Source organism: Pseudomonas sp. AC193 (assembly GCF_979258075.1).
Genome location: NZ_OZ409832.1, coordinates 415,588 through 442,315 on the forward strand (window position 1 = coordinate 415,588; position 26,728 = coordinate 442,315).

A 26,728-nucleotide genomic window follows, 5' to 3' on the forward strand; every position below is an offset into this window, starting at 1 on the left:
GAGCCAGTAACTGGGCGTAAGCAGTCATCACGGAACGTCTGCACAGAACCGCTTTCTGTCCATCGCGAGAGGCAGAAATCGGCCAGAAGCGGACGTATGCAACGCGAGCCTGGTTGTCCCCTACACTTCCTTGTGAGAAATTGAGGTGAAGCTAATCCATCAAGGAAGATCATGGACATTCGATCGACGGAAACAGAAGACTGGATGCTATTGAGGAAAGTCCGACTCGCCGCACTTTTGGACACGCCAACGGCATTTGGTGTCAGTTATCAAACTGCCGCCGCTTACACTGACGAGCAGTGGAAAGTAAGAGCCTCATCATCCGGAACAGCATTTTGGCTGGCATTCGAGAAAGCCAGGCCTGTCGGAATGATTGGTGCCGCAGTCAGTAGCACGCACCGCTTTAACTTGATCGGGATGTGGGTTGAACCTGCTGCACGGGGCTCTGGTGTGGCAACTCAGCTGGTAGAAGTCGTGAAAGCTCGCGCTATCGCGGAAGGATTTGATCGCGTTTTTCTCGATGTATCACCCGACAATGCCAGAGCCTCGAACTTCTATCTCAAGCAGGATTTTGCTTTCATGGATGAATGGGAGCCGTTAGAAAGTCATCCGCATATTACGGTGCAGACGATGCTCTGGATAAGAAGCTGATTCCGCGAGTTTTCTATTACCCGAATGTCCATTACGGGTCGTTTTTTGCCTTTCGTGACCGGCTGAAAACGACCCAAAGCGGGTTAGATAGTGAGCCGAATCTTCATCAAGCTTATGCGCTCATTCAGCGACAGTGATGCAGAAAAGCAAATCGGAATGCGTCCCTGTTTTTTGGCTTTCATGCATTTTTTGCGATTCGCAGATCGAGGCTTTTGCCAAGCGATACGCTTCTGATGTAGGGAATGCTGAATCATGGGTGAGACCTTGGTGCGCGCTGGAATGGCCGAGTCTGCCATCCGCAAAGCGTATCCATCCCTCCCAACCCAGCAGGGTAGTGCCATTGGACTCAAAAATTTGAAGCGCTGTGATCGCATCAGAATAGGAAAGAACCAACTCCTTATCGGACGCAGATAATCGTTGTAGCTCGGTCAGCGTCATCATGATTCCTTTTTTTTGTATTCGATATTGCTCGAAGAAGTTAGATGATAGGCCGCGTAATCTGTTGCGAGTTACAGAACCAAGTTAACCGAGGAAGGTTTGAAGGTCTGTCTTTTGCGCTCGATGAGTGTCCGCTTCTGGCCGGAAGTTGACGGTCATGAGCGGCAGCTAACGGCCATTAGCTGCCATTCGTGATAGGTAGCAATCGACCCAGATCGGTTATTCGCTAGTTAAAAAAAAGGTCGATTGTAAGTAGGAAATACAGAATGGGACGTGCCGAGTGTATTCAGAACGCTGCATCGTGAGCATCCATAGCTTCCGTCAAGCTCCGATACCCATCGTTCCGATCAAGCGGCGAAACCTCAATGAATAGCTCAATCAACTGACTATCAAGAAAGGTTTGATTCGAGGCGTCCAATGGCAGGTTAAAAAAATCAGCGCTTTGGACTGTGTACAGAGAGGTTTGAAAATTAAAAAAACAGACGTATCTCATTGCCGCCGATTCGCTGAGTCGGCGCCATGTGATGATTTGCTGATAGGTGTCTCCAAGAAGGCCCGTGGTCATTCGATCTCTCACTATGCAGGAACGCAGCATATGAAGGTATAGCAGTTACGTGGCTCTTTGCTCTGGCACGATAAGTCTATAAATCTTGAGCACCGATGGCTGTCTCTGGCTGTGGTTGTCTAGGCTTTAATTACCGCTTCCGGCCAATAGCGGCCTGTCGAGAGCCAGCGGGTACTGACCTAGTCCCAACCCTTTAGCTTTTTAGCCGCAGTGCCGAACTGACCCAACTGATAGATCGCTGCACTCTTGAACGAAAACTCGAATGGCTTGAATGGCTCAGCAAGCATTTCATCTAGGTACTTGCGTGGTGCAACGCCGGTAGTGACGTGCGGGCTGAAATGTTCGCCAGACGCCTTTGGCACAAACGCCGAAACGTACTGAATCAGCATGGGGTCGATAACAGGGTCATCAGGCGTGGTGACAAACGCTGTTGAATCGCCGTTCTCCACAGCGAACGGCTTTACTGCCGCAATCACCGCTTCTTGGAGCGTCAGTAGTTCTGGAGTGGGTTTGGCAACGATCCCGGCAAGCCCAATTTCATTGCTTGGAATGTAGTAGTACTTGAATGCCGTCAGCTTGATGTCGCTCAAGCGGGCATTCTCCAGCACCTTTCCGACGGCGGCATAAACATTATTCAGCTCACTACTACGAACAAAGCGCTGCACCAGAGTGATATGCGGACGATGGCTTGCATCCAAAGCAAAACCTTTCGGAAAAGCCTTGAGTAGTCGAGCATTGTTGGCTTCTGCATGTGTAAGCATTGCCGCGTCGGGCTCAAGCAAGACATCGATTGCCGTCACAGGAGCAGCTTCCTGCTGTGCTAAGGCGTAAGGGGCAATAACAAAAAATAGCAGCGTGAAGAGCGTGGTAGCTACGGAGCGTTTCATAGGTGAACTCCTGACGGTCGATGCAAAGTCACCTCATACTAGATCAGCGATGCCTCTTTTTCAGGGCGGTCACCGGTGACACTTTCGGCCAGAGGCAGACCATCAACTTTAGAGCAATACTTTCAAGGACAGGACACCACAGTACATGAGTGTATTGCACACAATTGTCTGAGCAAATAGAAATCCCAAACCTGCCCCGAGCAAACCGAAACATGCCAAAATCCACGGCAAAGTGGCCCTAACTCTATACTTCAGAAGCCATGCAGACACGCCAGCGCCAATCAACATGCCTGGTGACGAAAAAAAAGCGCTAGGAAAACAAGCCCACCGTCACGGCCCGCGTTGAAGGTTATTCTTAGGTAAACCATTACTGCTATCATTGCTGCGATAGAGGCTCCAGTCAAAAATAACGCTGGCACTCTTAAAGACACACCTAAAGTAATCACAGCGATAGGCAGAGCCATTACGATCCAAACGCCGACGTTTAGTGAGCTGACCCCTTCCGACATATAGAGAAAGAGAGGCGCTGTCACCAGAATTGAATACGTCAGATCATCTCTACGACTGATTACCATCCGTTCGCCTCGCGGGAGCACTGTACTGATTGGGCGAGTATAGACATCTGTTAAGACTTGCGGACAACGGCCCAGAGTCTGTAAAAAAGCGACCGCCATTTTTGAGTGTGCGGTGCTACGTAAAGTCTGCTGGTGCATGTGTAATCAGCAGACCAAAATTTTGCGTAGGAGCGAGATTTTTGTTCCAGCCCAAACTGCTAAAATCGTTCTAAAAGTTTGTTACGCTGCCTCGGCCCAAGCAGTTGATCAGACCTGTCTAGGAAATTTTTGGAAATTTACTCAAAAGATTAAGAGCATAGTCTACAGAATAACAGTGGAAACCAGTTAGCCCCAAAAAAATAGATGTTTTCAGTCATCGTCTTTTTTTCCATACATTGCACCAATAAGCTAAACAAGCACCCAAAGCGAACAAAATCAGTATGACGTCGATCTGAGCATTTTTAGCCCTTTGCGTTTCGACTTTAAGGGTTTCACATTCTGACGCGGTCGAGCATTTCGCTATGCATCGTTGGATGTCATCAACGTAACAGTCGAGTAATTGATCCTTGATAAAGTACAGCTCTATCTCGTGCCCCCTCGCCACATGCAATAGACTGGAGGCTTGCGTAAACAAATCATGTAACTTTACAAATTTTCCATTATTTGCATCCTGAAATATTAGTTGCCCTTCCGTAAATCCTCCTCGCCTTTCCCGTTTAGGGCTTGCGTGTGCCAATGTGCCTCGCATAGATTTAACATCTGCGCCTTCATAACCAAAAGCTTCAGGTTGGTCGCGGAAAAACAGTATAAAAATAATCAGTGCGCCCCCAGCCGCATATAGTAGGGTCAGCATGAAAAACTTCCTGTCTTGTGTCGGCACCCGACACCTCCGTAATCCGTGCTATCAGCTTAACCGCTAGCAGGCCCACACTCCGTGCGTGCATCCGCTCTCCCGCCTTTTTAGGATAGATGAGTAGCGCGACTTGTAATGAAAAAAAGATAAAGCAGTGATGCGATTTCCGATTATTTACCGATACAAGCGTCTACGCTCGATCAAATTTTTCCGGTAACGCCTCTGGTCAGATGCCCGCATTTGGCCGCTTGCTGCCGACCTCTTTCGGCCAAAAGCAGACGATAACGGCTTACCAATGACCTTCGCTGTTGCTGGTACTGATCGGTCATCAGATGAATGGTCAACGAAATTACCGCATGTAGGCTGTGTTGGGACTAGCGTTGTAAATCCGCACTGCCAACCCGGCACTCCTATAGCGGTGACATACCATGCAAAAGATCGACATGAAGCTGATCAACACTGCAGTAACAGGCGTAACAGGACTTGTTCTACTCATCGGGCTTAGCATGCCAATAGCAGCGAATGCCGATGAGGCATACGCAAAAACGTTGCTCAAGAAGATGTCCGACTATATGTCAGCCCAGAAAAGCCTGTCGTTCAATTACGACACGATCCTCGAAGTCGTGAGCAAAGATCAGCAGCGACTGGCCTTGGCGGGCTCCGGCTCGGTTGTGATGAACCGTCCTGACAAGCTGCGTAATACGCGTTCCAGTGGGTTTGCCGACGTTGAGATGCTATTTGACGGCAAGACGCTGACCTTGATTGGCAAAGGTCAAAACATTTACACGCAACTGGAAGTACCAGGCACGCTCGATCATTTACTCGATGTGCTCAGAGACAAGTACAACCGGCCAATGCCCGGTGCCGACCTCTTCATGTCAAACCCCCAAGAACAACTCATGGCAGGCGTGAACGACATCAAGGATCTGGGCAGTGGGGTGATCGGGGGAGTGGAGTGCGATCATTTGGCATTCCGGAAAAAGGAAGTGGATTGGCAGATATGGATCGCCCAAGGCGATAAGCCATACCCTTGCCGTTATGTCATCACGTCAAAATTAGTCACCGGTGGCCCTCAGTACAGCATCCAGTTCAGCGACTGGAAAAGCAGTGATGCGATTGTGTCCGATGATTTTGCTTTCAATAATTCGACAAATGCCAAGAAAATCGATCTTAAAGACCTTCCCAATGCAGAGGATTTGCCGGGCAATTTTGTGCGAGGAAAAACTAAATGAACCTCATGATGAGATCGGCTGGTCTGCTTGTTGTAGGTCTGGTTTTGATGTGTGCACTTGAATTGGGGGAAACGTTGTCGATCCCCGGGGTACACAGCATGATTACTCCAGCAGAAGCAGTGGTTGGGCGTCCTCTCACCCCTGTAAGCGTTGCCGGAGTAGCGCGGCGTACGGCTCGAAGGAATAACTAGCTGCCTGTTCGTATGGCGTAATTTATGCGGACTGAAGCTATTGTAGGCTTCAAGTAAATGGATCGCTTTCGGCGAAGGATTACCCATTGCTACTGCACAATATCAAGAAAAAGGGTGCCCACTAAACCGGGCACCCTAATCTCGTTGCGTACGAGGACGCTATTCGTTTTGAGCATCAGGCTCGCGTGATCCATGGCTTTCGCCCAACCGTCGAGCACCTTTCGACGTCCATCGCCTTCATCATCTGGTAGTCGTTCTAGTCACCCACCCGTTCTTCGCGCACCACTTTGGCCAACCTTGGTTAGTGGAACCCTCAATGAATACGGCTCGCGTAGCCAACTTAATCATTCAAGCCTGCAAAAACTTGGCAACCGCACTGGCACAACCCTTTCAGATGACTACCCTGTACTGACGCTGCTCATAGTCCAGTAATCGGGCAGCGCATTGACTGGGGGCGCTATGTTTAAACCTAGTTACACCGTTCAACTGCTCAGTGTGTTAATGGCGGCGAGTGCCGACGCTGCCGACATCTCACGCTTGCGCGATATAGATCTGGAAGAGCGCGCTAATGGCATGCTCGCCTTGATGTCCTACGCCATGACGCCAGACCTCACCTCCAGTTCGTTGAGTATTAATGACAACAGTGCCGGCAACCCCAGCCTGACCATGACTCAGGCTGGCGGAGGATCAACGCTTGGCAAGGAACTCCCTCTGTACCTTGAGGGCGCAGTCGCCTACAGCCGTTATGATCCGCGCTTCGTTGCCACCGATGGCGAGCAAACCCAAACCCTGCCGGTGAAGTGGAACTCCGTTTCCGCCACAGGTGGTGTCGGCTGGGACTTTGCGTTGACAGACGAACTCGCCCTGCGCCCGATTTTCAATTTCGCCGCCGGCTACCTGACCAGCGACATCAACGCCGCTCGACTGTTCATCAACCGTCGTTTCGATAAAGACATCAAGTTTCTCGACAACGGGCACATGACGGCAGTCGGGCTGGGAGGCGCGCTGATGTTAGACCTAGAGCGCGTCAGGCCCAATTACGAGCTCGATATCGAGCTTCGTTACAGTTATATGAATTTGCAGAACGTTGGCGGCAAAAACGATATAGACGGCCAGGCAATTGCTGACTCCGTCAACCTCTACACTCGGTGGCGAGCTCCTACAGGTCTGACTGCACTGCACCGTCCACTGCGATATGTACTGGAGGGCTCACACTCGGAATACCTAGGAGATCAGCGAGGAGTCCTGGGATTTGATCGGCTTTCAACTGTGGGGATAGGCCTGGAGTTGGATTCTAGTGCCTATGATGTCTTTATCACTCGCACACGCTTGGTCGTGCGCCATGTAACAGGTGATCACGTTTCCGGAGTTTCAGTAGGACTGGCTTGTAGCTTCTAATTATTATTGCTGGTCGTCAGCTATAGGCCGTAAGCAACTGCCCGTGAACGTCTGCTCTCGGCGACAGGCAGAAATAGGCAGAGAAAAGCTGGGGTTTAGAGGTCGCGTAAACACGCTAGGGTTTCCGTTATAATTTGCGATATGCAGGAGGTTTGCTACAGTGATTTTGGCTGAGGGGTCAGCTGCTAGCGTAAAAATACAAAGCCCGCCTTGTGCGGGCTTTGTATTTGAGCCTCTACAATTAATGCAAGGCCTTCGAGGGGAGAACTTTTCTGGTTCGTGAGGGCTTCTCAGGATTGACGACAGAAGCGTCTACACTACCCTCCTCACCCTCTTTGGCCGAAACGAGCGTCACCCCTGAGACGGCGATCGTCAATCCAGGCAGCATCGAACCACTCGAACCTGACGACAGAACACTTCCGTCTTTGGCGTTGAAGTGCATAGTCAGTCCCCACCATCCAGCGTGGATTTTTTGATTTCGCAAAAGCGCGACGATGAGTTCCGAAACCGAAAAATTATGATCTTTGCTCGTCATGCGGTAGTACTGTGTCAGGGTGGCTGCACGCAACAATAGTAGATATTTGAATAGATCCTAATTTCGCGGACATGTCGAAATTCCCCGTTTCGTCCAAAGGCAGGATGTTGAGAAAGTGGCCGCCGACCATTATTAAAATTCAGAAGTTTGATTGGAGATTTCAGATTACCAGAGCCAAGTCACGACACCGATAACAATCACAAACCAGATGATAGTTAAAATGACATATAACGCAGAGTTTGCTTTTTCGTCCATTGCTAAATCCCCGCCGGCTATCGTGCCGGCTCAATACATTCATCTAGGGCAGGGCGAAAATTAAAAATTTATATATAAGCCCTTGAAGTCGCGGGCTCGCAGCCGAATCAGTCAGTAGTAAGAAGCTATGAGTGCCGCACTGAGTGGCTATTATTAGTCAACAAATCTTCTGGAGATCCTAGCTATTTAGATTTCGGTGCATCAACTGGAAGCGGGCCAATGAACATCATTTTTAGCCGATCACGGCCAATGACACGCGCCAGCTCTGCAATTACACAATACATGAACATCAATGTAATCAGAAGTATTTGCACCGCCCAAAATCTAGGCCAGTTCATTGAACTCCACAATAAAGAATTTGCGTCCGTAAAACTGTGCGCCTCTTTCCAGTATTCGTATAGTCGCTCAAGATAATGAACGATGAGCGCAATTGTCGCATACATTAAGGTCTTCCATGTTACATTCCAAATCAATGGTTTTTCGGGGAATCGGTTTATGAACGGCAACATGTCCGCGACTAATACTGATTTGCCGAGTACGAGGGATGCGATAAGTACTGAGGCGGAAACTGGTAGATCAATCCCTGAACCTTTGATCATGAGGCCGCGAACGAGAGCGACAATGTGCAAAATAATAAAAAAGAATATGGTGGGTGGAAGAGCTTTCATAAATTCATGTTTGATTTTTAGCAACACCGCATTCATGTTGACCTCTCATAAACCTATTTAAATGGATTTGATTTTGTTAGTTTTTTTCGGGGTTCATAATTTTTCTATGCCCCCCCTCGAACAATAATTTCTTGCCATCTGCCGATAATGCAAATTTAACTTCATGCAAGAAGGCCCGGAGCAGTTTTTGCACTTTGAGTTCAGGCGCAAGAAATAAAAATCAAAAGCGCCAAGTTGCCCCCCCGCCAAGTATATGCAGTGCGGCGTTTTTGTATGTACCGGATACGGTTGTACCAGAGAGCGATTTGGTCTGTTCATCGTCCATATCACCTAACCAGACCAAGGTATAGGCCATATGCAAGTCTAGACCTTGTTGCAATTCATAATTAACACCTGTTGCGAAGCGCCAAGCCTCGCCCATGGGGTTATCCACGGTACGATCCTTGTCTTCCACGGCAGAGCTGTCGTAACCGACACCAAAACTCCAGCGCAATTGAGGTGTGGCCTGGTATTGAGCACCGATGGATGCGTGCCACGTATCTTTGTATTGACGGTTCGCACTACGACTGACGTCAGCAGCACTGGAATCGACCTCTACACCGATGTCTCCAAACTCGCTCCAGTCCTGCCAGCCAAGGCTACCGAGCAATTTCCATTGCGTATCAAGGTCGTGGGCGACGCTGACCTGTACGGTTTGCGGAACCGTCATGTCCAACTCCAATGAGTTGACGTCGAACCGATTCAACGCTGCATTGATGATTGGGTTGGTCACGTTGGTCACATGCGGGCTGTCCTTGAACTCTAAGTCGATCTTGCTGGTGTACGCCAGGCCGATCTGCGTGCGTTGATCCAGATGGTAGAGTAAACCGAAGTTGACACCGTAACCGACGTCGGTGTCCTTGTATTCCAATTGGCCGTCCGGGCTGTCGAACAGGCCAAGCGGGTTGTTATTGATTGCCATCTCGTTGCGGTAGTAGGCGTACATCAAACGTGAACCAATACCCAAGGACAGATCGTCGGTAACCTTGTAGGCATACGTCGGCTGGAATGACACACCGATAATCGCTGCTTCCTGGGTGAAATACCGACCGGCCCAATCGTCGTCGTAATTGAGGGCCAAGCCAAAGTTGCCGTACATACCGAAGCCGATCGCTGATCGCTCGTCTAGCTCATGACTGATGAATATACTGGCACCAGGTAGATACTGCAGGGCATTACCGCCTTCGTTACCATCGAATTGGTTGTTGCTGTCACGGGAAAATTTGATATCACCGAGGATGACCTGAGCGTTGGCGCTGATCTGGGTACCCTGAAGTTCGGTAATTCCAGCAGGGTTGCTCATCAACACGCTGGGATCGCGGGCGAGTGCTGCAGCGCCGGCGTTGGCCAAGCCATTTCCTTCTTGGCCAGCTTCGTAGATGAAGATACCGCCGGCCCAAGCGTTACTTGTTAGTAACCCCAACGTGCAACTGAGGGTGGGTAAGTAGTATTTACTGAACATCGCGCGTCCTCTGCTAGTCCATGAAAGGGTGACCATGACGCAATACGCATAGTCACCCTTTTTAATGCTATTTGTTTTTGAGCATCACATACGCCTGATTCATATCGGATGCCCACCCATCCAGTACTTTTTTGACGTCAGTGGCTTTCATGACTTGGCTGTCGTTTTCCAGCGACTCTCCCGTTCCTTTGCGTACTACTTGGGACAGCAACTGATTGGTAGAGCCATCGAGAAAAACAGCCTCTGTTGCCAGGGTAGTCTCCTGGTCACGAATACCTGTTGCGGTGCTTACAGCGGCTGCTACCAGAGCGATCGGAATCACCTCGTAGAAGTGCAAACCTTCAGTTTTGCTGCTAACTGCCGTAATGGCTGGACGCACAACAATAGTCTTAGGCCCTGGTGCTGCAGCCAGCGGCAGTGACTTACCAAACTCGCGTTTGAGGGCTTGGTCGTAGTAGTTGGTGATTCCCTGCAAGGTACTCTGAGGGATCTTTTCAGTGGCTTGTGGTTTTGGATACAGCTGGCTCGGTTCAATGTAGAAGCTTGTGTACTGACTCAGGTCCAGCTTGGGATCGATCCAGCGCATAACTGGCGCCCCTGAAGAAGTCTTTTCCTCTTTTAGGCGGCTGTAATCTTTTAGAAATCCGGAGTACTCGTCGGGTTGAACGGTTTTGCTGGAGCAACCCGCAAGAACGACGGAGGCAATCATCAGCGAACCCACAATGCTAGTCAGTTTCATGTACCGCTCCTTGATGGTCATTCTAATTAGTGCATCACGCAATGCCCTCTAGTGGGGCATTGCGCTTGACGGGAGAAACGAAACGACTAAGGCTCGGCGATAGTGAACCAGAAATCGAACTTGTCGAAGTAAGCCAGCAGGCTCTTGAACTTTTCCTTGTCGCCTTCGATTTTCACTTCGCCGCTTTCGGAGAGGTTGCCTAGCTTCAGCTTGCCCAAGGCGATATCGTCAAGGGTCGTCCGGTTGAGCGAAACACTGCCATCGGCCTTGTCGTCATGCTGGTTCAACGCGTAGTTCATGACGCCGTTTTTCACTGTTAGCAGGTACTTCTCTTTGGTATCGGGAAACTCCAGGTTGTACGAGAAGCTCTTGTCGGCAACGTTTGGCCCGTTCAGGTGAATGGCCAGGAAGTCGAGGAACATCTGGGTAGTCATGCCACGGATAATGTCCGGCGAACTGGTATTCGGCGTGGCCATTTTTTTCACGCCGCCGCGCAGTTCTTGAGCACCTGACAAGTAGAAGTTCCGCGCTGGTCCGGACTCGGCTTGATAGCCCATCTGCTCCAGGGCATCGGCTTCCAATTCGCGAGCCTTCTTGTTCTCGGGATCGGCGAAGACCACCTTGTTACTGACCGTGGCTGACCAGCGATAATCACCTTTGTCATAGGCTTGCTTGGCCGATTCGAGCATTTTTTCGGCACCGACCATTTCAACGAATTTCTTCGCTTCGTCCACCGGTGGAAGCGGGTTGAATGTCGCCGGATTACCGTCCCAGAAGCCCAGATAGAGCTGATAGGTTGCGCGAACGTTATGCTTGAGGTCGCCGTAGTAACCTCGGTTGTAGAACTCTTTGGCCAAACTGTCGGGCAATACAAATTTCTCGGCGATCTCATGCATGGTCATGCCTTCGTTCGCCATGCGCAGGGTCTGATCGTTGATGTATTTGTACAGGTCGCGTTGTTTGCCCAGATGTTCGACAACTCGTTCCTTGCCCCACTGCGGCCAGTGGTGGCTACCCATAGAAACTTCAGCTTTGTCGCCCCACATGGCGATGGTTTCAGACAACGTATCTGCCCATTTTTTCGCACTACGCACCTTGGCGCCACGCAGCGTCAGGATGTTGTGCAGGGTGTGATTACCATCCTCTGCCAGATCCAGCACCTTGAATTGTGGAAAGTAGAACAGCATTTCAGCGGGAGCTTCGGTGCCGGGTGCCATTTGGAACTCAATGTCGATACCGTCAACTGTGAGCTTCTCACCAGTCTTGCTGATCAGCTTGGTCGGTTCGAACAGTGTGATTGTCCCGGCGGCGGTGGTCAGGCCCAGCCCGCCGCCGACGTTACCTTGAGGATTCTTCGGCAACAGGTTGCCATACATGTAAGACGCACGGCGGCTCATCGCAGTGCCGGCGAACACGTTTTCGCTGACGGCTTCTTCCATAAAGCCTTCAGGAGCGATCACCGGAACCTTGCCGGCTTTCACATCCTTCTCGTCGACGATGGCGCGTAGGCCGGCAAAGTGGTCAACATGTGAATGCGTAAAGATCACCGCTGTGACGGGCAGCTTCTCAACTTTGTCGTTGACCAACGCCAATGCAGCCTTCGCTGTTTCCGTAGATGTCAGCGGATCGATGACGATCCAGCCAGTCTTCCCGCGCACGAAGGTGACGTTTGCCAAGTCGATGTTACGAACCTGGTAAATGCCGTCCACCACCTTGAACAGACCGCGACCGGCCATGATCTGCGATTGGCGCCATAGACTCGGGTTAACAGTATCTGGAGTCGGGCCCTCCTTTTTCAGAAAATCGTACTGCGAAAGGTCAATAACGGTATTGCCTGCGTCGCCCTTGATCACGGGGCTCGGCAGGTCGGCGATGAAGCCGTTTTTCGCGTCTTCGAAATCCTGCTTGTTGGCGAATGGAAGGTAGTCCGCAATGGCCTGATTGGCTTTTTTGGTTGCGTCGGTCGCCGGATTGGGGGCCGCGAAAGCGCTACCGGTTAAAAATACAGAGGTGAGCGCTAACACGGTCCATCTTCTTTGCAAGTCCTGCATACGAAATCTCCTTAGCATTAAGGCTTGGCGATGCTCTGTTCCAAGGTTCTGATCGAGGTGAAGGCACATTCGAGCGTAGAACAGGGTTTCGTATTTCGCACAAAAGTATTAATCATCATGTGCTGAAGGTCACGATTCGCACCTGCGTGGGTTACCGAAGGGCGATATACAAATGAAAACTGAGGCGAAGGCAGAGCTAGGTGCTCGTAAATGCTGGTTGCTTAGCACGGGGTTTATTGACGTCTGTTCAGCTGCTATTAACCGTCCTCTGCCGGTAGCTACAAGCGGGCGTCGACCTTATCAGCCAGACGGATATGAAGGACTATGAGCGGCTAGTTATTCAGTTGGGTGAGCGAACGCTCAGAGGTGCATGGGTAGGCTTTCATCAAAGCGGTGATGATCAACTTGGCTTCCATCGAGCCCAAGTCTTCAGGATGTGCGTTCAAAAACTCAACGACCTCCCGAACTCGCTCCGAAGCGGGGATAGCTTTTTCAGGCAAACAAAACGCGTTCGCGGACACTAATCCGTTGGCCTGCATGATTGACAGGGTATCTACAACTCCTCCAATCGTCCCGAGGCAATGACCGGCTTTTGATGCGTCTACTCCTGTGAATTCTTGAGGGTGGCTCAAAGAAATCTGACAGGCTTCAAGAAGTGAACGACCGTCCGCAAGCACAGTGACAGGGAGCCATGCAGCGGTAATGAGCATTGATGCTGAGATCCATTTCACGTGACGGCCACTTTGAATGAGGATAAATGGATAGGATAGACCACACTGCAAGGTAAGGTTGAACCATACTCTTTGCCCTAGACACCACCTAAAGGCCATAGGGGACGGTTGCCATTGACCGGTTGCAGCTCTCTGCGACTGGCCTCTTTCAGCCAAAAGCAGCCACTCGCCACAGACTTTCAGCAGGCGTTGAAACAGTTCAGAGTTCCACATGAACCCCCGAAAACCCACGCTCTCGGTAAGGCGCCCCACCGCCGTCAGGCTGGCCCAGGTGCGCAGCGGGTCACGTCGCGAGCGCACCGGTACCCAGCGCGCGCCGCTGCCACCCAGGCGAATCGACAGGCCCCAGTCGGGGCCGCCGTCGATCTGGCCACCAGGCATTCGCGCACCGCGTGCTGTTCGACCAGGGCGCGCAACACCTCTTCGTGAATGCCGTCGCCGATCATGCCTGCAACGCCTCACGGTGGATCTGAACTGCGTCCTTGAGCAGTACGTGCAAACCTTCGATGGTGCCGTAATTAACGGCCCGCACGGTTTCAATGCCGAGGACAAAACCGTCGGCGCGATCCGCCACGCGCTGCAGCTCAACGAGGGTGAGGCAAGTCTCCATGCGCGCCAAAAAATTCGCGGTTTGCATGTAGACGGGTGCCGGCAGGTTCAGTGCGTTCAACGCCTCAAACTGGCTCATTCCCATTTCCAGCCACTGGCGTCCGCCGGCGGCTCAAGTGTCAGTTCGAACTGCTCGATCCTGATCAGCAGCCAGCCGCCGCCCGGTTCGTTGCAGCTATCGAGGATTTGCCCCTGGACCATCCGCCCGTCGGGCAGCATCACCCGCAGCAGGTTGGCCGTCTTTCGTGCCCTTGTAGATACTGCTGCAATTCTATCCGGGCGTGTCCGGCGCCGGCATCGCTCAAGCGCACATGGCATTCAAGCGTCGTCAGCTCGATCGGAGCCTGCGCTAGGTAGCGGGCAATCACCACAACGGTGGCCAGGCCCTCATAAACGTGCGACATGTGTAGCGTTCCTGTTCGTGTCAGTGGCGGTGTAGGAGCCGGCCAGAATGTCAGGAAATGGTAGACCAGCCTAGGGGCGACTGGCTTTCACGGCTACAAAAAACCGCCGGTGCTTGGTGTGGGGCCAATTGCACATAAGCTGGAATTCAATGTACCGGCGATCAAAAGCCGCTATCAGCCAATAGCTGGCCTCTGGAGGCGTCTAGAAATTCAGGGGCGATTCACGCCGTACCGGCCCGAAACTGATGTACGACTGGTAACCATGCAGATAAATACTATGCTTCTCGGACGGTGAGTTGACGACATCAGCTGTGGCTCCACGTAACCACTGACTGATTCGATGGAGTGGAGGGGTAATTGGAATCTATCTGGATCTCAGTGTTAGCGTTCGCCTGCCTGATATCAGCGGCACTGATGATGATGCTGATATATCCGAGGCTTTCAGCGCGACACAGGGACGAAGAAACAAATACTGTAGTTCGTCTGGTTGCGAACATATTCGTGGTCATGACCTCGCTTGTATTCGGCCTGTTGATCAACTCCGCAAAAAACACCTTCGAAAGCATTGATGCAAATTTTCATGACTATGCAACCAGTCTGATCATTTTTGATCGATCGCTTAAGACCTACGGTGCAGACTCACAAAATACTCAAAAACAGTTGATCGCTTATGTAGAGCAGGCTGTTGCCAATCCCTATAAAGGGGATGAGGCAATGCAACATCGAAAAAGCAACGCGGCTGGACTGCTAGACAACATTGGGACAGCACTGGCTGCAGTAGCGCCCCCAGATAGGTTTCACGAAACCATGCTCTCGGGCTTACGTCAGCAATATCACTCGCTTATTGAGCAACGCTGGAAAATCGTTGAACAAGCTGAAGGTACAATTCCGGGCCCCTTGATAGGGATGTTAATTGCCTGGATGACGCTCATCTATGCAAGCTTCGGTTACAGAGCCCCCCGGAACCCGATGGTTATTGGCATGTTTACAGTTTCTGCACTTTTAATCGCCGCGTCGGTATATTTGGTACTCGACATGGACATTCCATTTTCCGGGATCATCCAGATTTCAGACTTGCCGCTGGAAAGGGCTCTTGCTGAGATGCAGTTGTAGAGCCCAATGCCTCCCCTACCAAATGCTTGCTGGACGCGACGACAGGCAGCAATTGGCCGGTTGCTGCCTCTCACGAGGGGTTATATCGGCAGTGCTTATTCGACCTAAATAGGACGTCCACGTGGGCATTTCAGTAGACAAACTACCTAGTAGTTCTAAGCGCGCGTACTGCTCCGAAAATCATCAAAATTCTTGCCTGAGGCTTTCGGAGGTCATCATTTTCCTTTTGGCGCGACTGCTGAATTCACCTCATTGGTTCTGAAATCGAACCACTTCAAGTCCAGTTTGCCTTGATGAAAGCGTGAAGTCATACAGGATGCTCAAGGGGAGTGCGGTTGTACGTCCTGCACAAACCGTCCCGTATTGGTCAAGCTAGATGCGTATTCATTCATTGGGGTGCCCTATCAAGGGCGTTGTCATATCCCGTCACAGTGTGTTTTTTATGTGCACCTCAGGTGCAACACATAATCGGACAAACCGGAACGGGCGAGTCTTGATTTCAGGGCTTAGGAAAAGTGTTTTTCGTTGCACTTTGTCGGGGTAACTCAAAGTGATACGCGCCAATAAGTTCGGGGCGGGTACAGTACCTGGGGAATAACTTACGAAGGCTTAGCAGTTGGGCGTTGCTACATCACTGGTCGACTCCGATTGTCACCGGCATGGAGAAAAATCTCGATTACAACTTATCGTGCCCAGCCTGCGCCAGATGACGGTGAACTCGTGCTCAGCCGACCAGATACTGTGAGCTGACGGCCCTACGATTATGGCATTCGCTGGAGCGGTGGTTTCCATGATCACACCGCCTGTGCCCACGGCGTTCAACCCTCAATTGATCGTACCTCTGGAATCAACAACTACTTGGTAATCGCCATCCGTGGCGTTTCGTTCAGTCTAGGATCTCGCGACGAATCTTGTCCTGCTCTCGCAGCTCTTCGGCCAGCTCTCGCAGCAGCGTCCTCATCCCACCTGTCCAGGCATTGCGCGATGCAGCGGCCTTACCCTCGGCGCTTCGCGGTCCGGTGCTTTGTTCCCAAGGTCGCCATTGCCGGATCAGCTCCGCCTGTCGCGCCCGTCGCTCGGGTGTCCAGCCATTCGCCATGCTCAACCTCCAATAGTTCGATTTGCGCCTTTTTAGTTTTCCGCATGCGCGCGGGCTTCTCTTGAGTACCGTTGTTGACCTGAACCTGATGGCCGATGTTCGCCTGCTTCACGAAAGCGACCTGCTTGGGGTTTTTGAGTTCGCCCAAAGTCTGCAAGGTAGCCCTGGCCTGATTCTGGGCCTTGAGTGCGAGACGCATGTAGGACTCCAGTCCCTCCATATGCTTGGCTCTCAGTGCCCGACTCGCGAGCTGCGCGAAAAGAGTGTCCAGAGAGTGTGCCTGCGCCACCAGCATGTCTTCTGCTCGGGTCATGTCACCGCTGTTAATTGCAGCCGTCTGCCGCTTCAGTTCAAAGACAATATCGGTAACCGGCGTCGTGCCGAGCAGGTCGCCGCTGACAAGCATTGCTGCGCTCAGGTTCTCAGGGGTCAGGCAGTTGCGGGCGAATACCTGCTCCTCAGTTTCCTCTTGGGCCACATTCACGTGCGACGAATCGCTCATTCGCTCACCTCCATCGGGATGTTGTTATAACGCTGGCGCAGACCAGCACCAGCCGCGCAGTAACGACCCGATGCCGCATGACATTTGTCGCAGCTCATCAGGTGATTGGTGTGTACCGCATCGGCCTCTCGCCATGCCTGTGACGCCGTAGTTGCGGTGTGGATGATGTGCTGCGGCTTAACTTCCTCCACGGTGTGGATCTCGGCCGTTTGCTCAACCCGCTGCGGCCGATTGATCCACGCCGGGCTAACGTGGATCGTGTCGGCCACCAGCACGACGTTCGCATCGGCCAGCTCGGCAAGGTCGTGCGGCTCCAAATGCCCCTCGTCCAGCAGTACAGCAGGATGAGTGCCGAGCAGGCGCGCGACGCGAGGCAGCCAGAGGCTCGACGGAGTAGGTTTAGGCGATGGCGTGGCGAGTGTGCCGATTAGCGCCTTGACGATCTCCGCCTCGGAGAGAGGACGCTCGAAGCCTGGGACTGCAACTACCGCCAACAGGGTATCGCCGTGCTGCTGATGAGCCTTTTGTTGTGTAATAGCGGTGTCGATATTGCCGCATGCTTGCACCACGTACCCGTTGGCCAACACCAGCAGGTGCAACCAGCAAAGGGTCGGATCATTAGCCGCATTCAGTTCGGCAATGAGCTCGACGCGGTGCTTGCGTACATAGAGTCGGTCGGCATCCGTGATGCGGTCAGCGGGGCGGAGGCGAAGTTTATCTCCGTTGAGCTCGGCGGTGAGTCCGGCCCGGAGCAGGTAGTCCAAAGCGGCCACGATCAAAACTCCTCAAAGTCGACAGCATGCGACTTGGCATGCTGTCCGTTCTGTGTCCGGTTTTCGTCCGCTTCCCGTCCGGTTTGTCCGGTATTAGCGATCTTCAGACTGTCCGTCCGGTCCGGTTCCGTTAAGGACTGCAGGACAGGACGGACAAGAAATACATGTGCACCGTCGATTCGGATTTGCTGACGATCGGTCAGCGTGTTTTTGACATCGTGAAACCGCTGGCGAGAAATTCCGGCTTCTTCACACTTCGCTTTCCATGCGTCAAGTGTGATGAATACCGGGTGATCCTCCCGGCCCTGGCTATTCAACCGTTGCGCGATCTCCGCGTGCATTTGCTCGAGCGTTTCCAGCGCAGCTTTTTGCTGCTTACCCAACTTTGCCAACACTGGCGCTGCTGGTGCTGTGTACCCAGTCAGACGCAGCGCGGCACCGCTGATTAGGCTGCCACTGTCGTCGCGCACTGATACTCCGACCAGTTCGAAGGCAAGTGAGGAAGGTTCTTCTGCATCCTTCATCTTGCGCGGGATCAGTCGAACCAGGTTGTCTTCATTGCTACGGCTCACTTCGTATTCAGCATCTGCAGCACCTTTCAGTGCCGACGATCCGCGTGCGCCTCGCTCGCCATCCTTGCCGCTGTGATGGACGATCAAGACAGTGGCCTTCCAGTGCCGACGGAGTGCGTCAACGTTGCGGATGAAATGCCCCACGTCCGTTGCGCTGTTTTCGTCACCTCCGAAATTACGGGCCATGGTATCGATCACAATCAGCACCGGGGATTCGCCAGTAGCTTCGGCAATCTGCTTAACCGCTTCTGCCACTTTTTTAGCATTTGTTTCGCTGGACAGATCCGTAGGGGCCTCTGATACGAACAGCAGTTCCGGCAAGGCAGTGTCGTTATGCTGCGCCCATGCGTGAAGGCGCCGAGCAATACCGTTGTGACCTTCCCCTGCGATGTAAATTACAATTCCCGGTTTCACCAAATGGCCGTGGAACGGCATGCCGCTAGCAATACAGCAAGACAAGTCCAAAGCAACGAACGATTTCCCCTTACCGGGAGGCCCGTACATCACAGTGAGTGCGTCTTCCTCGATATAGCTTTCAACCAACCAGGCAACAGGCTTGATTGGCATATGGCAGGCCGCTACAAAACGGAAGTCGGGAGTGCTGATCTGCTGCTGGCGCTGTGATGCCCACTGGTTGAGGTAGGGATCTTTTGCTTTGGCATTCATGCTTTCAACTCCAAGCCTGCCAAACGATCACGCGCCAGCTCGAAGCGATGGTGATCCTCTTCGGACAGTTTTTCACCTTGGGCGATTAGGGATTGGCCAATGAGGTGGATCATGCGCTCACGCTCGATGGCCGCTCGGCTCGGACCCAGTCGACGTGGCTTGCTGCCGCAATCAGGGAACAGGTCGCGCAACTCCAGCTCGACGGAGGCGAGGATCTCGGTCACCGAACAGCCGCCCCAGCACTTCACCAACAGCTTCCCGTCCTCGACCTCTGTGATATGCAGGCTGGGAGTCTTGTCATCATGTGCCGGGCAGCGAGCCGTCCACTCACCCAATTTCACTTGGCGAACTTTGTCGAGGAGTGGCAAAAGTTTGTCTGCAGGCTTCATTCAATTACTCCTCGGAGCGCTGCAGGGCGTTATATGCGGACTCATTGGTGCTGGCAGCCTTTTTCACTTCGACTACCTCACGCATTTCAATGCGTTTGCGAACCCAATCCTGGACTTCAGACAGAACGAAACCCACGGGTGCGCCGCGAGACTTACTGTCGCTCAGTTGAACGGGACGAGGAAAGGTAGGGTCGTCTTTCAGGCGTTTGTAGATGGTCGGCCGAGCAAGGCCAGTGATGGCTGCCAGATCTGGCATGCGGATGATGGTGGTGTCGGGGTCGAACAGAGAGCCAGCCGCGTAACCGGCGGCATTGAGGGGGAGCATATTGCGCATATATATATATCCCGTCATTGATTAAGACGGGGGCAGATTGACCGTTCAAGCGGGCTATAAAAATCCCCGGTCGTGACGGATATATAGGTATCCGTCACGCTTAAGAGGGTTTTCGATACCCTTATAGGGTTTTACTTGGACGCCCACCTAGACGGGCGTGGGGCGGTGCTATTGGACGAATCCATTCCCTCACGCGTTCTTTGGTTGGAAGATCAGTAATCCCTTCCAGCTTCAACGTATCCATGACCATCACGGCCACTTCAGATACTCGATATTCCTGCGCTGTATCGGCTTGCCATACATCACCAGCAATGGCTCTGGCACGTTCGACAACAATTGTCTTCTGTCTGTTGGCTATCAAGAACGGACGTGCTTTTTGCAGCTCGGATTTACTTGACTTGAAGATCAAGTCTTCAACAGACAAGACCCCCGCAAGAGTCAATGACAGAGCGCTCCCCATTATCAATTCTTCACTTTCCGGGTGTTTTTTCAGTAGCGAAATCACATCCAGCATGGCGCTTTCATGCAAATGGTCGATGACTCTTCGCTCTTTCTCGGATAGGTGATTGGTCATGCTCTCTGCGAAAACCACTAAATCTTCAATTTCGATGCGTCCGTTTCTTCTTCGGATTTCCGCAAACTGTTCGGAGGCTGCATCATGGCTGTCTTTGACTGACCTATAAGTAGGCGGTATGTAGTTATATTTGTCTTTCAATCTTGTCAATTCCCGCAGCATGCATCGTGTTTTGGCTGAAAGTGCTCTTGAGTTCTCACGCTTCAGCCCCCCCCCGGATGGGCGTGAAATTGCACTATTTGAGCGCTGTTACCCGGATCGACCTTTTGGGTGCTGTTATCCGCAGGTGGCGGTGCACAGTCTATATCTGTCTACGCGCCAACGGGAAAGCGCTATGCCTTTTTGTTGAATAGGCCTTGCACCACGTTGCCCCCGGCTAGCGTGTCCAGGTGGTCGGCGTACCACTGCATCATGGTCATGCGTTGCTCAAGATACTGGGCCTTGTTGTAAATGCCGGAAATACCCTGTTCCCTGTGCGCGAGTTGCACTTCGATGTGGTCTTTCTGCCAGCCGTTTTCCCGTAACAGGGTGCTGGCAGTGTGGCGGGTGCCATGGCCGACCAATCGACCTTTGTACCCAATCCCGGCGAATACCTTGTTGATGGTATTTTCACTGATCGTCGGGTTTTTTGGCCCGACGCCGGGGAACAGCCAGCGGCTGCGGCCTGTCACCCTGTGCAGTTCGCGAAGGGCATCGATCGCTTGGTTGGGGAGGGGAGCCACATGATCTCGGCGCATCTTCATCTTGGCGGCGGGCGTCGTCCAAGTGGCGGCGTCGAAGTCTATTTCCGCCCACTCCGCCAGCCGCACCATTCCGGGCCGGGATGCTGTCCAGATGCAAAGCCACGCGGCGGTTTTGGATGGTAGGCGGCTGGTGGTGGATTTCAATGCCCGAATGAACTCCGGCAATTCGGGTTCCAGTAAGTGCGGGTGTTGCTGGGTCTTGGGGGCGGGCGCTGCGATATCGCGCAGCCTGCTGGCGGGATCGTTCTCCGTCAGTCCCAGGCCGATGGCCCGGCCAAAAATCTGATTTATCCAACTACGACACTTCTCGGCAACGTTATGAGCGTTGCGCGCTTCGAGTGAAGCTTGCAGGGCGGCGCAGTCGGTGCGGGTGATTTCGTCCAACTGCATGTCACCTAGAGCAGGGAGTATGTCCTTCTCAAGATAGGTGCGGATTTTACTCAGGGTGGAGTCGGCCAGCCCTTTGTCTACCTTGGCTTTGAGCCAGCCATCAGCCACTACGCGGAATGTTCGTGTTTGGGCAGCTGCACTGGCGGTCTTGGCGGCGAGCTTTCGTTCCTGTGGGTCAATTCCGTCGCTGATTAGCTTCCTCAGCTTGTCCGCTTCCTCGCCAGCACGCCTAGCGCTCACTTCGGGATAACTGCCTAACCCCATCCATGCCCATTTACTTGACGCATTCTTGTATCGGAGCTGCCACGATTTGCCGCCATTCGGCTTCACGCGAAAGTAAAGCCCGCGCTCATGTAGTTCTCGATATTCCTGAGTGTCTGGCTCAAGGCTACTCAGTACGGTATCAGCCAGCGGGCGGCGCTTGATATCGGAACGCTTCATGATTTGTATCCCAAAGTTAGGGCTTTTTCTGAGGATACAAGGAGGGATACACGGAGGGAAGAGATAAGGTGAGATAGAGAGATACAGTCAGAAACAACAAAGCCCGCGCTAGGCGGGCTTTGCGGGCTGTTTCGTAAACTGTCTGAGACAGCTTGAAACATATGATTGGTGCCCCGAGGGAGACTCGAACTCCCACTCCTTTCGAAAACGGATTTTGAATCCGCCGCGTCTACCAATTCCGCCATCAGGGCTCAATGGCGGCGAAGTATAGAGATGAGATTACCGTTGGTCAATCACGTTTCATGGTCTATTTTCGATATTTCCGCTAAACTTTCCGGCCCTGCTAGACGAACCCCATCATGCGTGTTGCTGACTTTACTTTCGAGCTCCCTGATTCGCTGATCGCTCGCCACCCTTTGGCCGAGCGTCGCGGTAGTCGCTTGCTGACCCTTGATGGGCCGAGCGGCGCCCTCGCACACCGCCAATTCACTGATTTGCTTGAGCATTTGCGCCCGGGCGATTTGATGGTGTTCAACAATACCCGCGTGATTCCGGCGCGGCTGTTCGGGCAGAAAGCGTCCGGCGGCAAGCTGGAAATCCTCGTCGAACGCGTGCTCGATACGCACCGCGTGCTGGCCCATGTGCGCTCCAGCAAGTCGCCGAAGCCGGGTTCGAAGATCCTCATCGACGGTGGTGGCGAAGCTGAAATGATCGCGCGTCACGATGCGCTGTTCGAGTTGGCCTTCGCTGAAGAAGTGTTGCCGCTGCTCGACCGCGTCGGGCACATGCCGCTGCCTCCTTATATAGACCGTCCGGACGAAGGTTCGGATCGCGAGCGTTATCAGACCGTGTACGCCGAGCGCTTAGGCGCGGTAGCAGCGCCGACGGCGGGGCTGCATTTCGATCAGTCGCTGATGGAGGCCATTGCTGCGAAAGGCGTCGAGACCACGTTCGTCACGCTGCACGTGGGCGCCGGTACCTTCCAGCCTGTTCGCGTAGAGAAGCTTGAAGATCACCACATGCACACCGAGTGGCTGGAAGTCGGCCAGGACGTGGTTGATGCCGTGGCTGCTTGTCGTGCGCGCGGTGGTCGGGTGATTGCTGTCGGCACCACCAGCGTGCGTTCGCTGGAAAGTGCTGCGCGCGATGGCGTGCTCAAGCCGTTCAGCGGCGACACCGATATCTTTATCTTCCCGGGCCGGCCTTTCCATGTGGTCGATGCCCTGGTGACCAATTTCCATTTGCCGGAATCCACGCTGTTGATGCTGGTTTCGGCATTTGCCGGTTATCCCGAAACCATGGCCGCCTACAAGGCTGCCGTCGACAACGGTTACCGCTTTTTCAGCTACGGTGATGCGATGTTCATCACGCGTAACCCCGCACCTACTGCCCCTAAAGAAACCGGCCCAGAGGAAACAGAATGAGTCGCGAATGTCGCATGTCCTTTGAGCTCCTTGCCACCGATGGCAAGGCCCGTCGTGGTCGCCTGACCTTCCCGCGTGGCACCGTCGAGACCCCGGCGTTCATGCCAGTGGGCACGTACGGCACGGTCAAGGGCATGTTGCCGCGTGACATCGTCGCCACGGGCGCAGAGATGATTCTGGGCAACACCTTCCACCTGTGGCTGCGTCCTGGCACCCAAGTGATCAAGGAGCACGGCGACCTGCACGATTTTATGCAGTGGAAAGGCCCGATCCTCACCGACTCCGGCGGCTTCCAGGTGTTCAGCCTCGGCGCGATGCGCAAGATCAAAGAGGAGGGCGTGACCTTCGCCTCCCCGGTGGACGGCGCCAAAGTGTTCATGGGCCCGGAAGAGTCGATGCAGGTTCAGCGCGATCTGGGCTCGGACGTTGTGATGATTTTTGACGAATGCACCCCGTACCCGGCTGACGAAGATGTCGCGCGCGTATCGATGGAGCTTTCGTTGCGTTGGGCTCAGCGCTCGAAAAATGCCCATGGTGAAAACACCGCAGCGTTGTTCGGTATCGTGCAGGGCGGTATGCACCAGGATCTGCGCAAGCGCTCGCTCGAAGGCCTCGACAAGATCGGCTTTGATGGCCTGGCTATCGGCGGTCTGTCGGTCGGCGAGCCGAAGCACGAGATGATCAAAGTATTGGATTATCTGCCGGGCATGATGCCGGCTGACAAACCTCGTTACCTTATGGGCGTTGGCAAACCGGAAGATCTGGTTGAGGGTGTGCGCCGCGGTGTGGACATGTTCGATTGCGTGATGCCAACCCGTAATGCCCGCAATGGGCATCTGTTCATTGATACCGGCGTGCTGAAGATCCGTAACGCGTTCCATCGCCATGATGAATCGCCGCTGGATCCGACCTGCGATTGCTATACCTGCCAGAACTTCTCTCGCGCTTATCTGCATCACCTGGACAAGTGCGGCGAAATGCTGGGAAGCATGCTCAATACCATCCATAACTTGCGCCATTATCAGGTGCTGATGGCTGGTTTGCGCGAGGCTATTCAACAGGGTACATTGGCCGCCTTTGTCGATGCCTTCTACGCCAAACGCGGGCTCCCCGTTCCGCCTTTGGACTGAGTTTTCTGACCCCAAGATTCAACATTTGCAACTGGAGTGCTAAATGAGCTTTTTTATCTCTAACGCCATGGCTGACGCGGCTGCACCGGCTGCTGCCGGCCCAATGGGCGGCGGTTTCGAGTGGATTTTCCTGGTCGGTTTCCTGGTCATCTTCTACCTGATGATCTGGCGTCCACAGGCCAAGCGCGCCAAAGAGCAGAAGAACCTGCTGAGCAGCCTTGCGAAGGGCGACGAAGTTGTGACCACTGGCGGCATCGCCGGCAAGATCACCAAAGTTGCCGATGACTTCGTGGTTCTGGAAGTTTCCGACACCGTCGAAATGAAATTCCAGAAAGGCGCCATCGCCGCCACGCTGCCAAAAGGCACGCTGAAAGCGATCTAAAGGTAACAACTTCTACTCAATCGACGGGGCGCGCAAGGCGCCCCGCGTTCATAACGGGCGGCGTGATGCTGAACAAATACCCTCTGTGGAAATACATTCTGATCCTGGCGGTGCTGGCGGTCGGTCTGATTTATTCCGCTCCCAATCTTTATCCTGATGACCCGGCCATTCAGGTCAGCGGTGCAAGCACTGCGCTGCAAGTCAATCAGGCTGATCTGGATCGCGTGAGCACTGCGCTCAAGGAATCCGGGATCAACGTCAAGGCAGCCACGCTGGCAGCCAACGGCAAGGGCGGTCTGATCCGTCTGACCAAAGCTGAAGATCAGCTGCCGGCCAAAGACGTTGTGCGCAAGGCATTGGGTGATGACTACGTCGTTGCGCTGAACCTGGCACAGACCACCCCGCAATGGCTGCGCAATCTGGGCGCGCACCCGATGAAGCTGGGTCTGGACTTGTCCGGTGGTGTGCACTTCCTGCTGGAAGTGGACATGGACAAAGCCCTCGATGCACGCCTGAAAGTCTACGAAGGCGACGTCAAGAGCCTGCTGCGCAAAGAGAAGCTGCGCTATCGCAGCCTGCCGCAACTGGGCGGTGCCATTCAGCTGGGCTTCAGCGATGAAGATTCCCGCGAACAGGCCCGTGCACTGATCCGCAAGAACTTCGACGATTTCGACATTGTTCCGGCCGATCTCAACGGTCAACCGGTACTGCGTCTGGCGATGACCCCGGCGAAGCTGGCGGAAATCCGTGAATACTCCATCAAGCAGAACTTGACCACGGTACGTAACCGCGTCAACGAGCTGGGTGTTGCCGAACCGATCGTCCAGCGTCAGGGCGCCAACCGCATCGTGGTTGAGCTGCCAGGCGTGCAGGACACTGCCGAAGCCAAGCGTATTCTCGGCAAGACGGCCAACCTTGAGTTCCGTCTGGCTGCAGAGCCGGGTGCTTCGAAAGCCACTTCCGAGACTTTCGAGTTCCGTGAAGGCAATCGTCCCGCTGCGCAGATCGAACGTGGTCTGATCATCACCGGTGACCAGGTCACTGACGCCAAAGCTGGTTTCGGCGAGCACGGTACGCCTGAAGTGAACATCCGTCTGGATGGTCACGGTGGCGAGCTGATGAGCCGCGCAACCCGTTCGAACGTCGGTCGCAGCATGGCGGTGATCTTCATCGAGCAGCGTCCGGTGACCACCTACGTCAAGCAGATGGTCGACGGCGTCGAAAAAGACGTCGCGGTGCAAACGTTTAAAGAAGAGAAGAAGATCATCAGCCTGGCGACCATTCAGTCGCCGCTGGGTGCTCAGTTCCGCATCACTGGCCTGAACGGTCAGGGCGAGTCGTCCGAGCTGGCGCTGCTGCTGCGTGCCGGTGGTCTGGCTGCACCGATGTACTTCGCTGAAGAGCGCACAATCGGCCCGAGCCTGGGTGCTGACAACATCACCAAAGGTATCGATGCGTCGCTGTGGGGCATGCTGTTCGTGTCGCTGTTCATCATCGCCATCTACCGCTTCTTCGGCATCATCGCTACTGTCGCACTGGCAGTGAACATGGTGTTGCTGCTGGCCTTGATGTCGCTGCTGGGGGCAACACTGACCCTGCCAGGTATCGCCGGTATCGTGCTGACCATGGGTATGGCGGTCGACGCCAACGTGCTGATCTTCTCGCGGATTCGTGAAGAGATCGCCGCCGGCATGACTGTGCAGCGTGCAATCAACGAAGGCTTCGGCCGGGCATTCACTGCGATTCTCGACGCCAACCTGACTACGTTGTTGGTCGGCGGGATTCTCTTTGCCATGGGCACCGGCCCGGTCAAAGGTTTCGCAGTGACCATGTCCCTCGGGATCTTTACCTCGATGTTCACGGCCATCATGGTGACCCGCGCAATGGTCAACCTGATCTTTGGCGGACGTGACTTCAAGAAGTTGTGGATTTAA

Annotated in this window: 27 protein-coding genes, 1 tRNA gene and 2 pseudogenes; 8 read left to right on the forward strand and 22 right to left on the reverse strand. The window is 53.5% G+C overall.

The window, feature by feature from the left end; all coding sequences use genetic code 11:
• Positions 1–171: 171 nt before the first annotated feature.
• Positions 172–651 carry a GNAT family N-acetyltransferase gene (locus tag ACZZ0D_RS02000; RefSeq protein ID WP_463552330.1) on the forward strand — a complete coding sequence of 160 codons (480 nt, stop codon included), beginning with the start codon at positions 172–174 and terminating at the stop codon, positions 649–651.
• A 120-nt stretch (positions 652–771) separates the two neighbouring features.
• Here the strand turns inward: ACZZ0D_RS02000 and ACZZ0D_RS02005 are convergent, their stop codons facing one another.
• From ACZZ0D_RS02005 to ACZZ0D_RS02020, 4 genes are all read right to left on the reverse strand, one after another.
• Complete coding sequence (locus ACZZ0D_RS02005) at positions 772–1,089, reverse strand: hypothetical protein (protein ID WP_463552331.1); 318 nt, start codon at positions 1,087–1,089, stop codon at positions 772–774.
• Positions 1,090–1,375: 286 nt separating this feature from the next.
• Positions 1,376–1,654 (reverse strand): hypothetical protein, encoded by a 279-nt coding sequence (locus tag ACZZ0D_RS02010; protein ID WP_463552332.1) that lies wholly within the window; start codon positions 1,652–1,654, stop codon positions 1,376–1,378.
• Between the two features lie 179 nt (positions 1,655–1,833).
• The gene (locus tag ACZZ0D_RS02015; RefSeq protein ID WP_463552333.1) at positions 1,834–2,541 is read right to left on the reverse strand and encodes a hypothetical protein; all 708 of its coding nucleotides are present in this window, start codon (positions 2,539–2,541) and stop codon (positions 1,834–1,836) included.
• Positions 2,542–3,468: 927 nt separating this feature from the next.
• Positions 3,469–3,948, reverse strand: coding sequence for a hypothetical protein (locus ACZZ0D_RS02020; protein ID WP_463552334.1), 480 nt, complete (start codon positions 3,946–3,948; stop codon positions 3,469–3,471).
• A gap of 428 nt (positions 3,949–4,376) precedes the next feature.
• Between ACZZ0D_RS02020 and ACZZ0D_RS02025 the strand changes: the two genes are divergently transcribed.
• Positions 4,377–5,180: a DUF2092 domain-containing protein gene (locus tag ACZZ0D_RS02025; protein ID WP_463552335.1), complete on the forward strand. Its 804-nt coding sequence runs from the start codon at positions 4,377–4,379 to the stop codon at positions 5,178–5,180.
• A 650-nt stretch (positions 5,181–5,830) separates the two neighbouring features.
• Positions 5,831–6,769, forward strand: coding sequence for an autotransporter domain-containing protein (locus ACZZ0D_RS02030; protein WP_463552336.1), 939 nt, complete (start codon positions 5,831–5,833; stop codon positions 6,767–6,769).
• 241 nt (positions 6,770–7,010) lie between these two features.
• Here the strand turns inward: ACZZ0D_RS02030 and ACZZ0D_RS02035 are convergent, their stop codons facing one another.
• The 10 genes and pseudogenes from ACZZ0D_RS02035 to ACZZ0D_RS02080 all read right to left on the reverse strand — a co-directional run bounded on the left by ACZZ0D_RS02035 (position 7,011) and on the right by ACZZ0D_RS02080 (position 14,262).
• Positions 7,011–7,304: a hypothetical protein gene (locus tag ACZZ0D_RS02035; protein WP_463552337.1), complete on the reverse strand. Its 294-nt coding sequence runs from the start codon at positions 7,302–7,304 to the stop codon at positions 7,011–7,013.
• Between the two features lie 437 nt (positions 7,305–7,741).
• Complete coding sequence (locus ACZZ0D_RS02040; protein ID WP_463552338.1) at positions 7,742–8,263, reverse strand: hypothetical protein; 522 nt, start codon at positions 8,261–8,263, stop codon at positions 7,742–7,744.
• Positions 8,264–8,447: 184 nt separating this feature from the next.
• Entirely contained in the window at positions 8,448–9,728 is a 1,281-nt protein-coding gene (locus ACZZ0D_RS02045; protein WP_463552339.1) for an OmpP1/FadL family transporter, read from the reverse strand.
• Positions 9,729–9,795: 67 nt separating this feature from the next.
• Positions 9,796–10,467, reverse strand: a complete 672-nt coding sequence (locus ACZZ0D_RS02050) for a DUF3313 domain-containing protein (protein ID WP_463552340.1) — start codon at positions 10,465–10,467, stop codon at positions 9,796–9,798.
• 86 nt (positions 10,468–10,553) lie between these two features.
• The gene (locus tag ACZZ0D_RS02055; protein ID WP_463552341.1) at positions 10,554–12,518 is read right to left on the reverse strand and encodes an alkyl/aryl-sulfatase; all 1,965 of its coding nucleotides are present in this window, start codon (positions 12,516–12,518) and stop codon (positions 10,554–10,556) included.
• A gap of 332 nt (positions 12,519–12,850) precedes the next feature.
• Entirely contained in the window at positions 12,851–13,462 is a 612-nt protein-coding gene (locus ACZZ0D_RS02060) for a Rap1a/Tai family immunity protein (protein WP_463554753.1), read from the reverse strand.
• Positions 13,463–13,695 (reverse strand): annotated as a pseudogene (locus tag ACZZ0D_RS02065) (hypothetical protein); the annotation flags it as partial.
• A complete protein-coding gene (locus ACZZ0D_RS02070; protein WP_463552342.1) occupies positions 13,692–13,937 on the reverse strand; it encodes a hypothetical protein in 246 nt (81 codons plus the stop codon). The pseudogene ACZZ0D_RS02065 and the gene ACZZ0D_RS02070, both read right to left, overlap by 4 nt.
• A complete protein-coding gene (locus tag ACZZ0D_RS02075; RefSeq protein WP_463552343.1) occupies positions 13,934–14,059 on the reverse strand; it encodes a hypothetical protein in 126 nt (41 codons plus the stop codon). The genes ACZZ0D_RS02070 and ACZZ0D_RS02075 overlap by 4 nt, the downstream gene beginning before the upstream one ends.
• A gap of 17 nt (positions 14,060–14,076) precedes the next feature.
• A complete protein-coding gene (locus ACZZ0D_RS02080) occupies positions 14,077–14,262 on the reverse strand; it encodes a hypothetical protein (RefSeq protein ID WP_463552344.1) in 186 nt (61 codons plus the stop codon).
• A 357-nt stretch (positions 14,263–14,619) separates the two neighbouring features.
• On the opposite strand from ACZZ0D_RS02080, the gene ACZZ0D_RS02085 reads away from it, so the two are divergent.
• The gene (locus ACZZ0D_RS02085) at positions 14,620–15,375 is read left to right on the forward strand and encodes a bestrophin-like domain (RefSeq protein WP_463552345.1); all 756 of its coding nucleotides are present in this window, start codon (positions 14,620–14,622) and stop codon (positions 15,373–15,375) included.
• 995 nt (positions 15,376–16,370) lie between these two features.
• Here the strand turns inward: ACZZ0D_RS02085 and ACZZ0D_RS02090 are convergent.
• The 8 genes and pseudogenes from ACZZ0D_RS02090 to ACZZ0D_RS02125 all read right to left on the reverse strand — a co-directional run bounded on the left by ACZZ0D_RS02090 (position 16,371) and on the right by ACZZ0D_RS02125 (position 22,109).
• Positions 16,371–16,976, reverse strand: coding sequence for a hypothetical protein (locus tag ACZZ0D_RS02090; RefSeq protein ID WP_463552346.1), 606 nt, complete (start codon positions 16,974–16,976; stop codon positions 16,371–16,373).
• Positions 16,973–17,749, reverse strand: a complete 777-nt coding sequence (locus tag ACZZ0D_RS02095) for a hypothetical protein (protein ID WP_463552347.1) — start codon at positions 17,747–17,749, stop codon at positions 16,973–16,975. Before ACZZ0D_RS02095 ends, ACZZ0D_RS02090 begins: the two co-directional genes overlap by 4 nt.
• Positions 17,750–17,751: 2 nt before the next feature.
• Positions 17,752–18,987 carry an AAA family ATPase gene (locus tag ACZZ0D_RS02100; protein ID WP_463552348.1) on the reverse strand — a complete coding sequence of 412 codons (1,236 nt, stop codon included), beginning with the start codon at positions 18,985–18,987 and terminating at the stop codon, positions 17,752–17,754.
• Entirely contained in the window at positions 18,984–19,376 is a 393-nt protein-coding gene (locus ACZZ0D_RS02105) for a virulence-associated protein E (protein ID WP_463552349.1), read from the reverse strand. The genes ACZZ0D_RS02100 and ACZZ0D_RS02105 overlap by 4 nt, the downstream gene beginning before the upstream one ends.
• Before the next feature lie 79 nt (positions 19,377–19,455).
• Positions 19,456–19,701 (reverse strand): annotated as a pseudogene (locus tag ACZZ0D_RS02110) (helix-turn-helix transcriptional regulator); the annotation flags it as partial.
• 130 nt (positions 19,702–19,831) lie between these two features.
• The gene (locus ACZZ0D_RS02115) at positions 19,832–20,425 is read right to left on the reverse strand and encodes a hypothetical protein (protein ID WP_463552350.1); all 594 of its coding nucleotides are present in this window, start codon (positions 20,423–20,425) and stop codon (positions 19,832–19,834) included.
• Positions 20,426–20,616: 191 nt separating this feature from the next.
• Positions 20,617–21,858 (reverse strand): tyrosine-type recombinase/integrase, encoded by a 1,242-nt coding sequence (locus ACZZ0D_RS02120; protein ID WP_463552351.1) that lies wholly within the window; start codon positions 21,856–21,858, stop codon positions 20,617–20,619.
• 166 nt (positions 21,859–22,024) lie between these two features.
• A tRNA-Leu gene (locus ACZZ0D_RS02125) sits at positions 22,025–22,109 on the reverse strand.
• Between the two features lie 108 nt (positions 22,110–22,217).
• On the opposite strand from ACZZ0D_RS02125, the gene queA reads away from it, so the two are divergent.
• The 4 genes from queA (at position 22,218) to secD (ending at position 26,728) form a co-directional block, all read left to right on the forward strand.
• On the forward strand, positions 22,218–23,282 hold the full coding sequence (queA, locus tag ACZZ0D_RS02130; RefSeq protein WP_053123547.1) for a tRNA preQ1(34) S-adenosylmethionine ribosyltransferase-isomerase QueA: 1,065 nt from the start codon (positions 22,218–22,220) through the stop codon (positions 23,280–23,282).
• A gap of 14 nt (positions 23,283–23,296) precedes the next feature.
• Entirely contained in the window at positions 23,297–24,412 is a 1,116-nt protein-coding gene (tgt, locus tag ACZZ0D_RS02135; protein ID WP_164979451.1) for a tRNA guanosine(34) transglycosylase Tgt, read from the forward strand.
• A 43-nt stretch (positions 24,413–24,455) separates the two neighbouring features.
• Entirely contained in the window at positions 24,456–24,794 is a 339-nt protein-coding gene (gene yajC / locus ACZZ0D_RS02140; RefSeq protein ID WP_003227923.1) for a preprotein translocase subunit YajC, read from the forward strand.
• Between the two features lie 65 nt (positions 24,795–24,859).
• Entirely contained in the window at positions 24,860–26,728 is a 1,869-nt protein-coding gene (secD, locus tag ACZZ0D_RS02145) for a protein translocase subunit SecD (protein WP_463552352.1), read from the forward strand.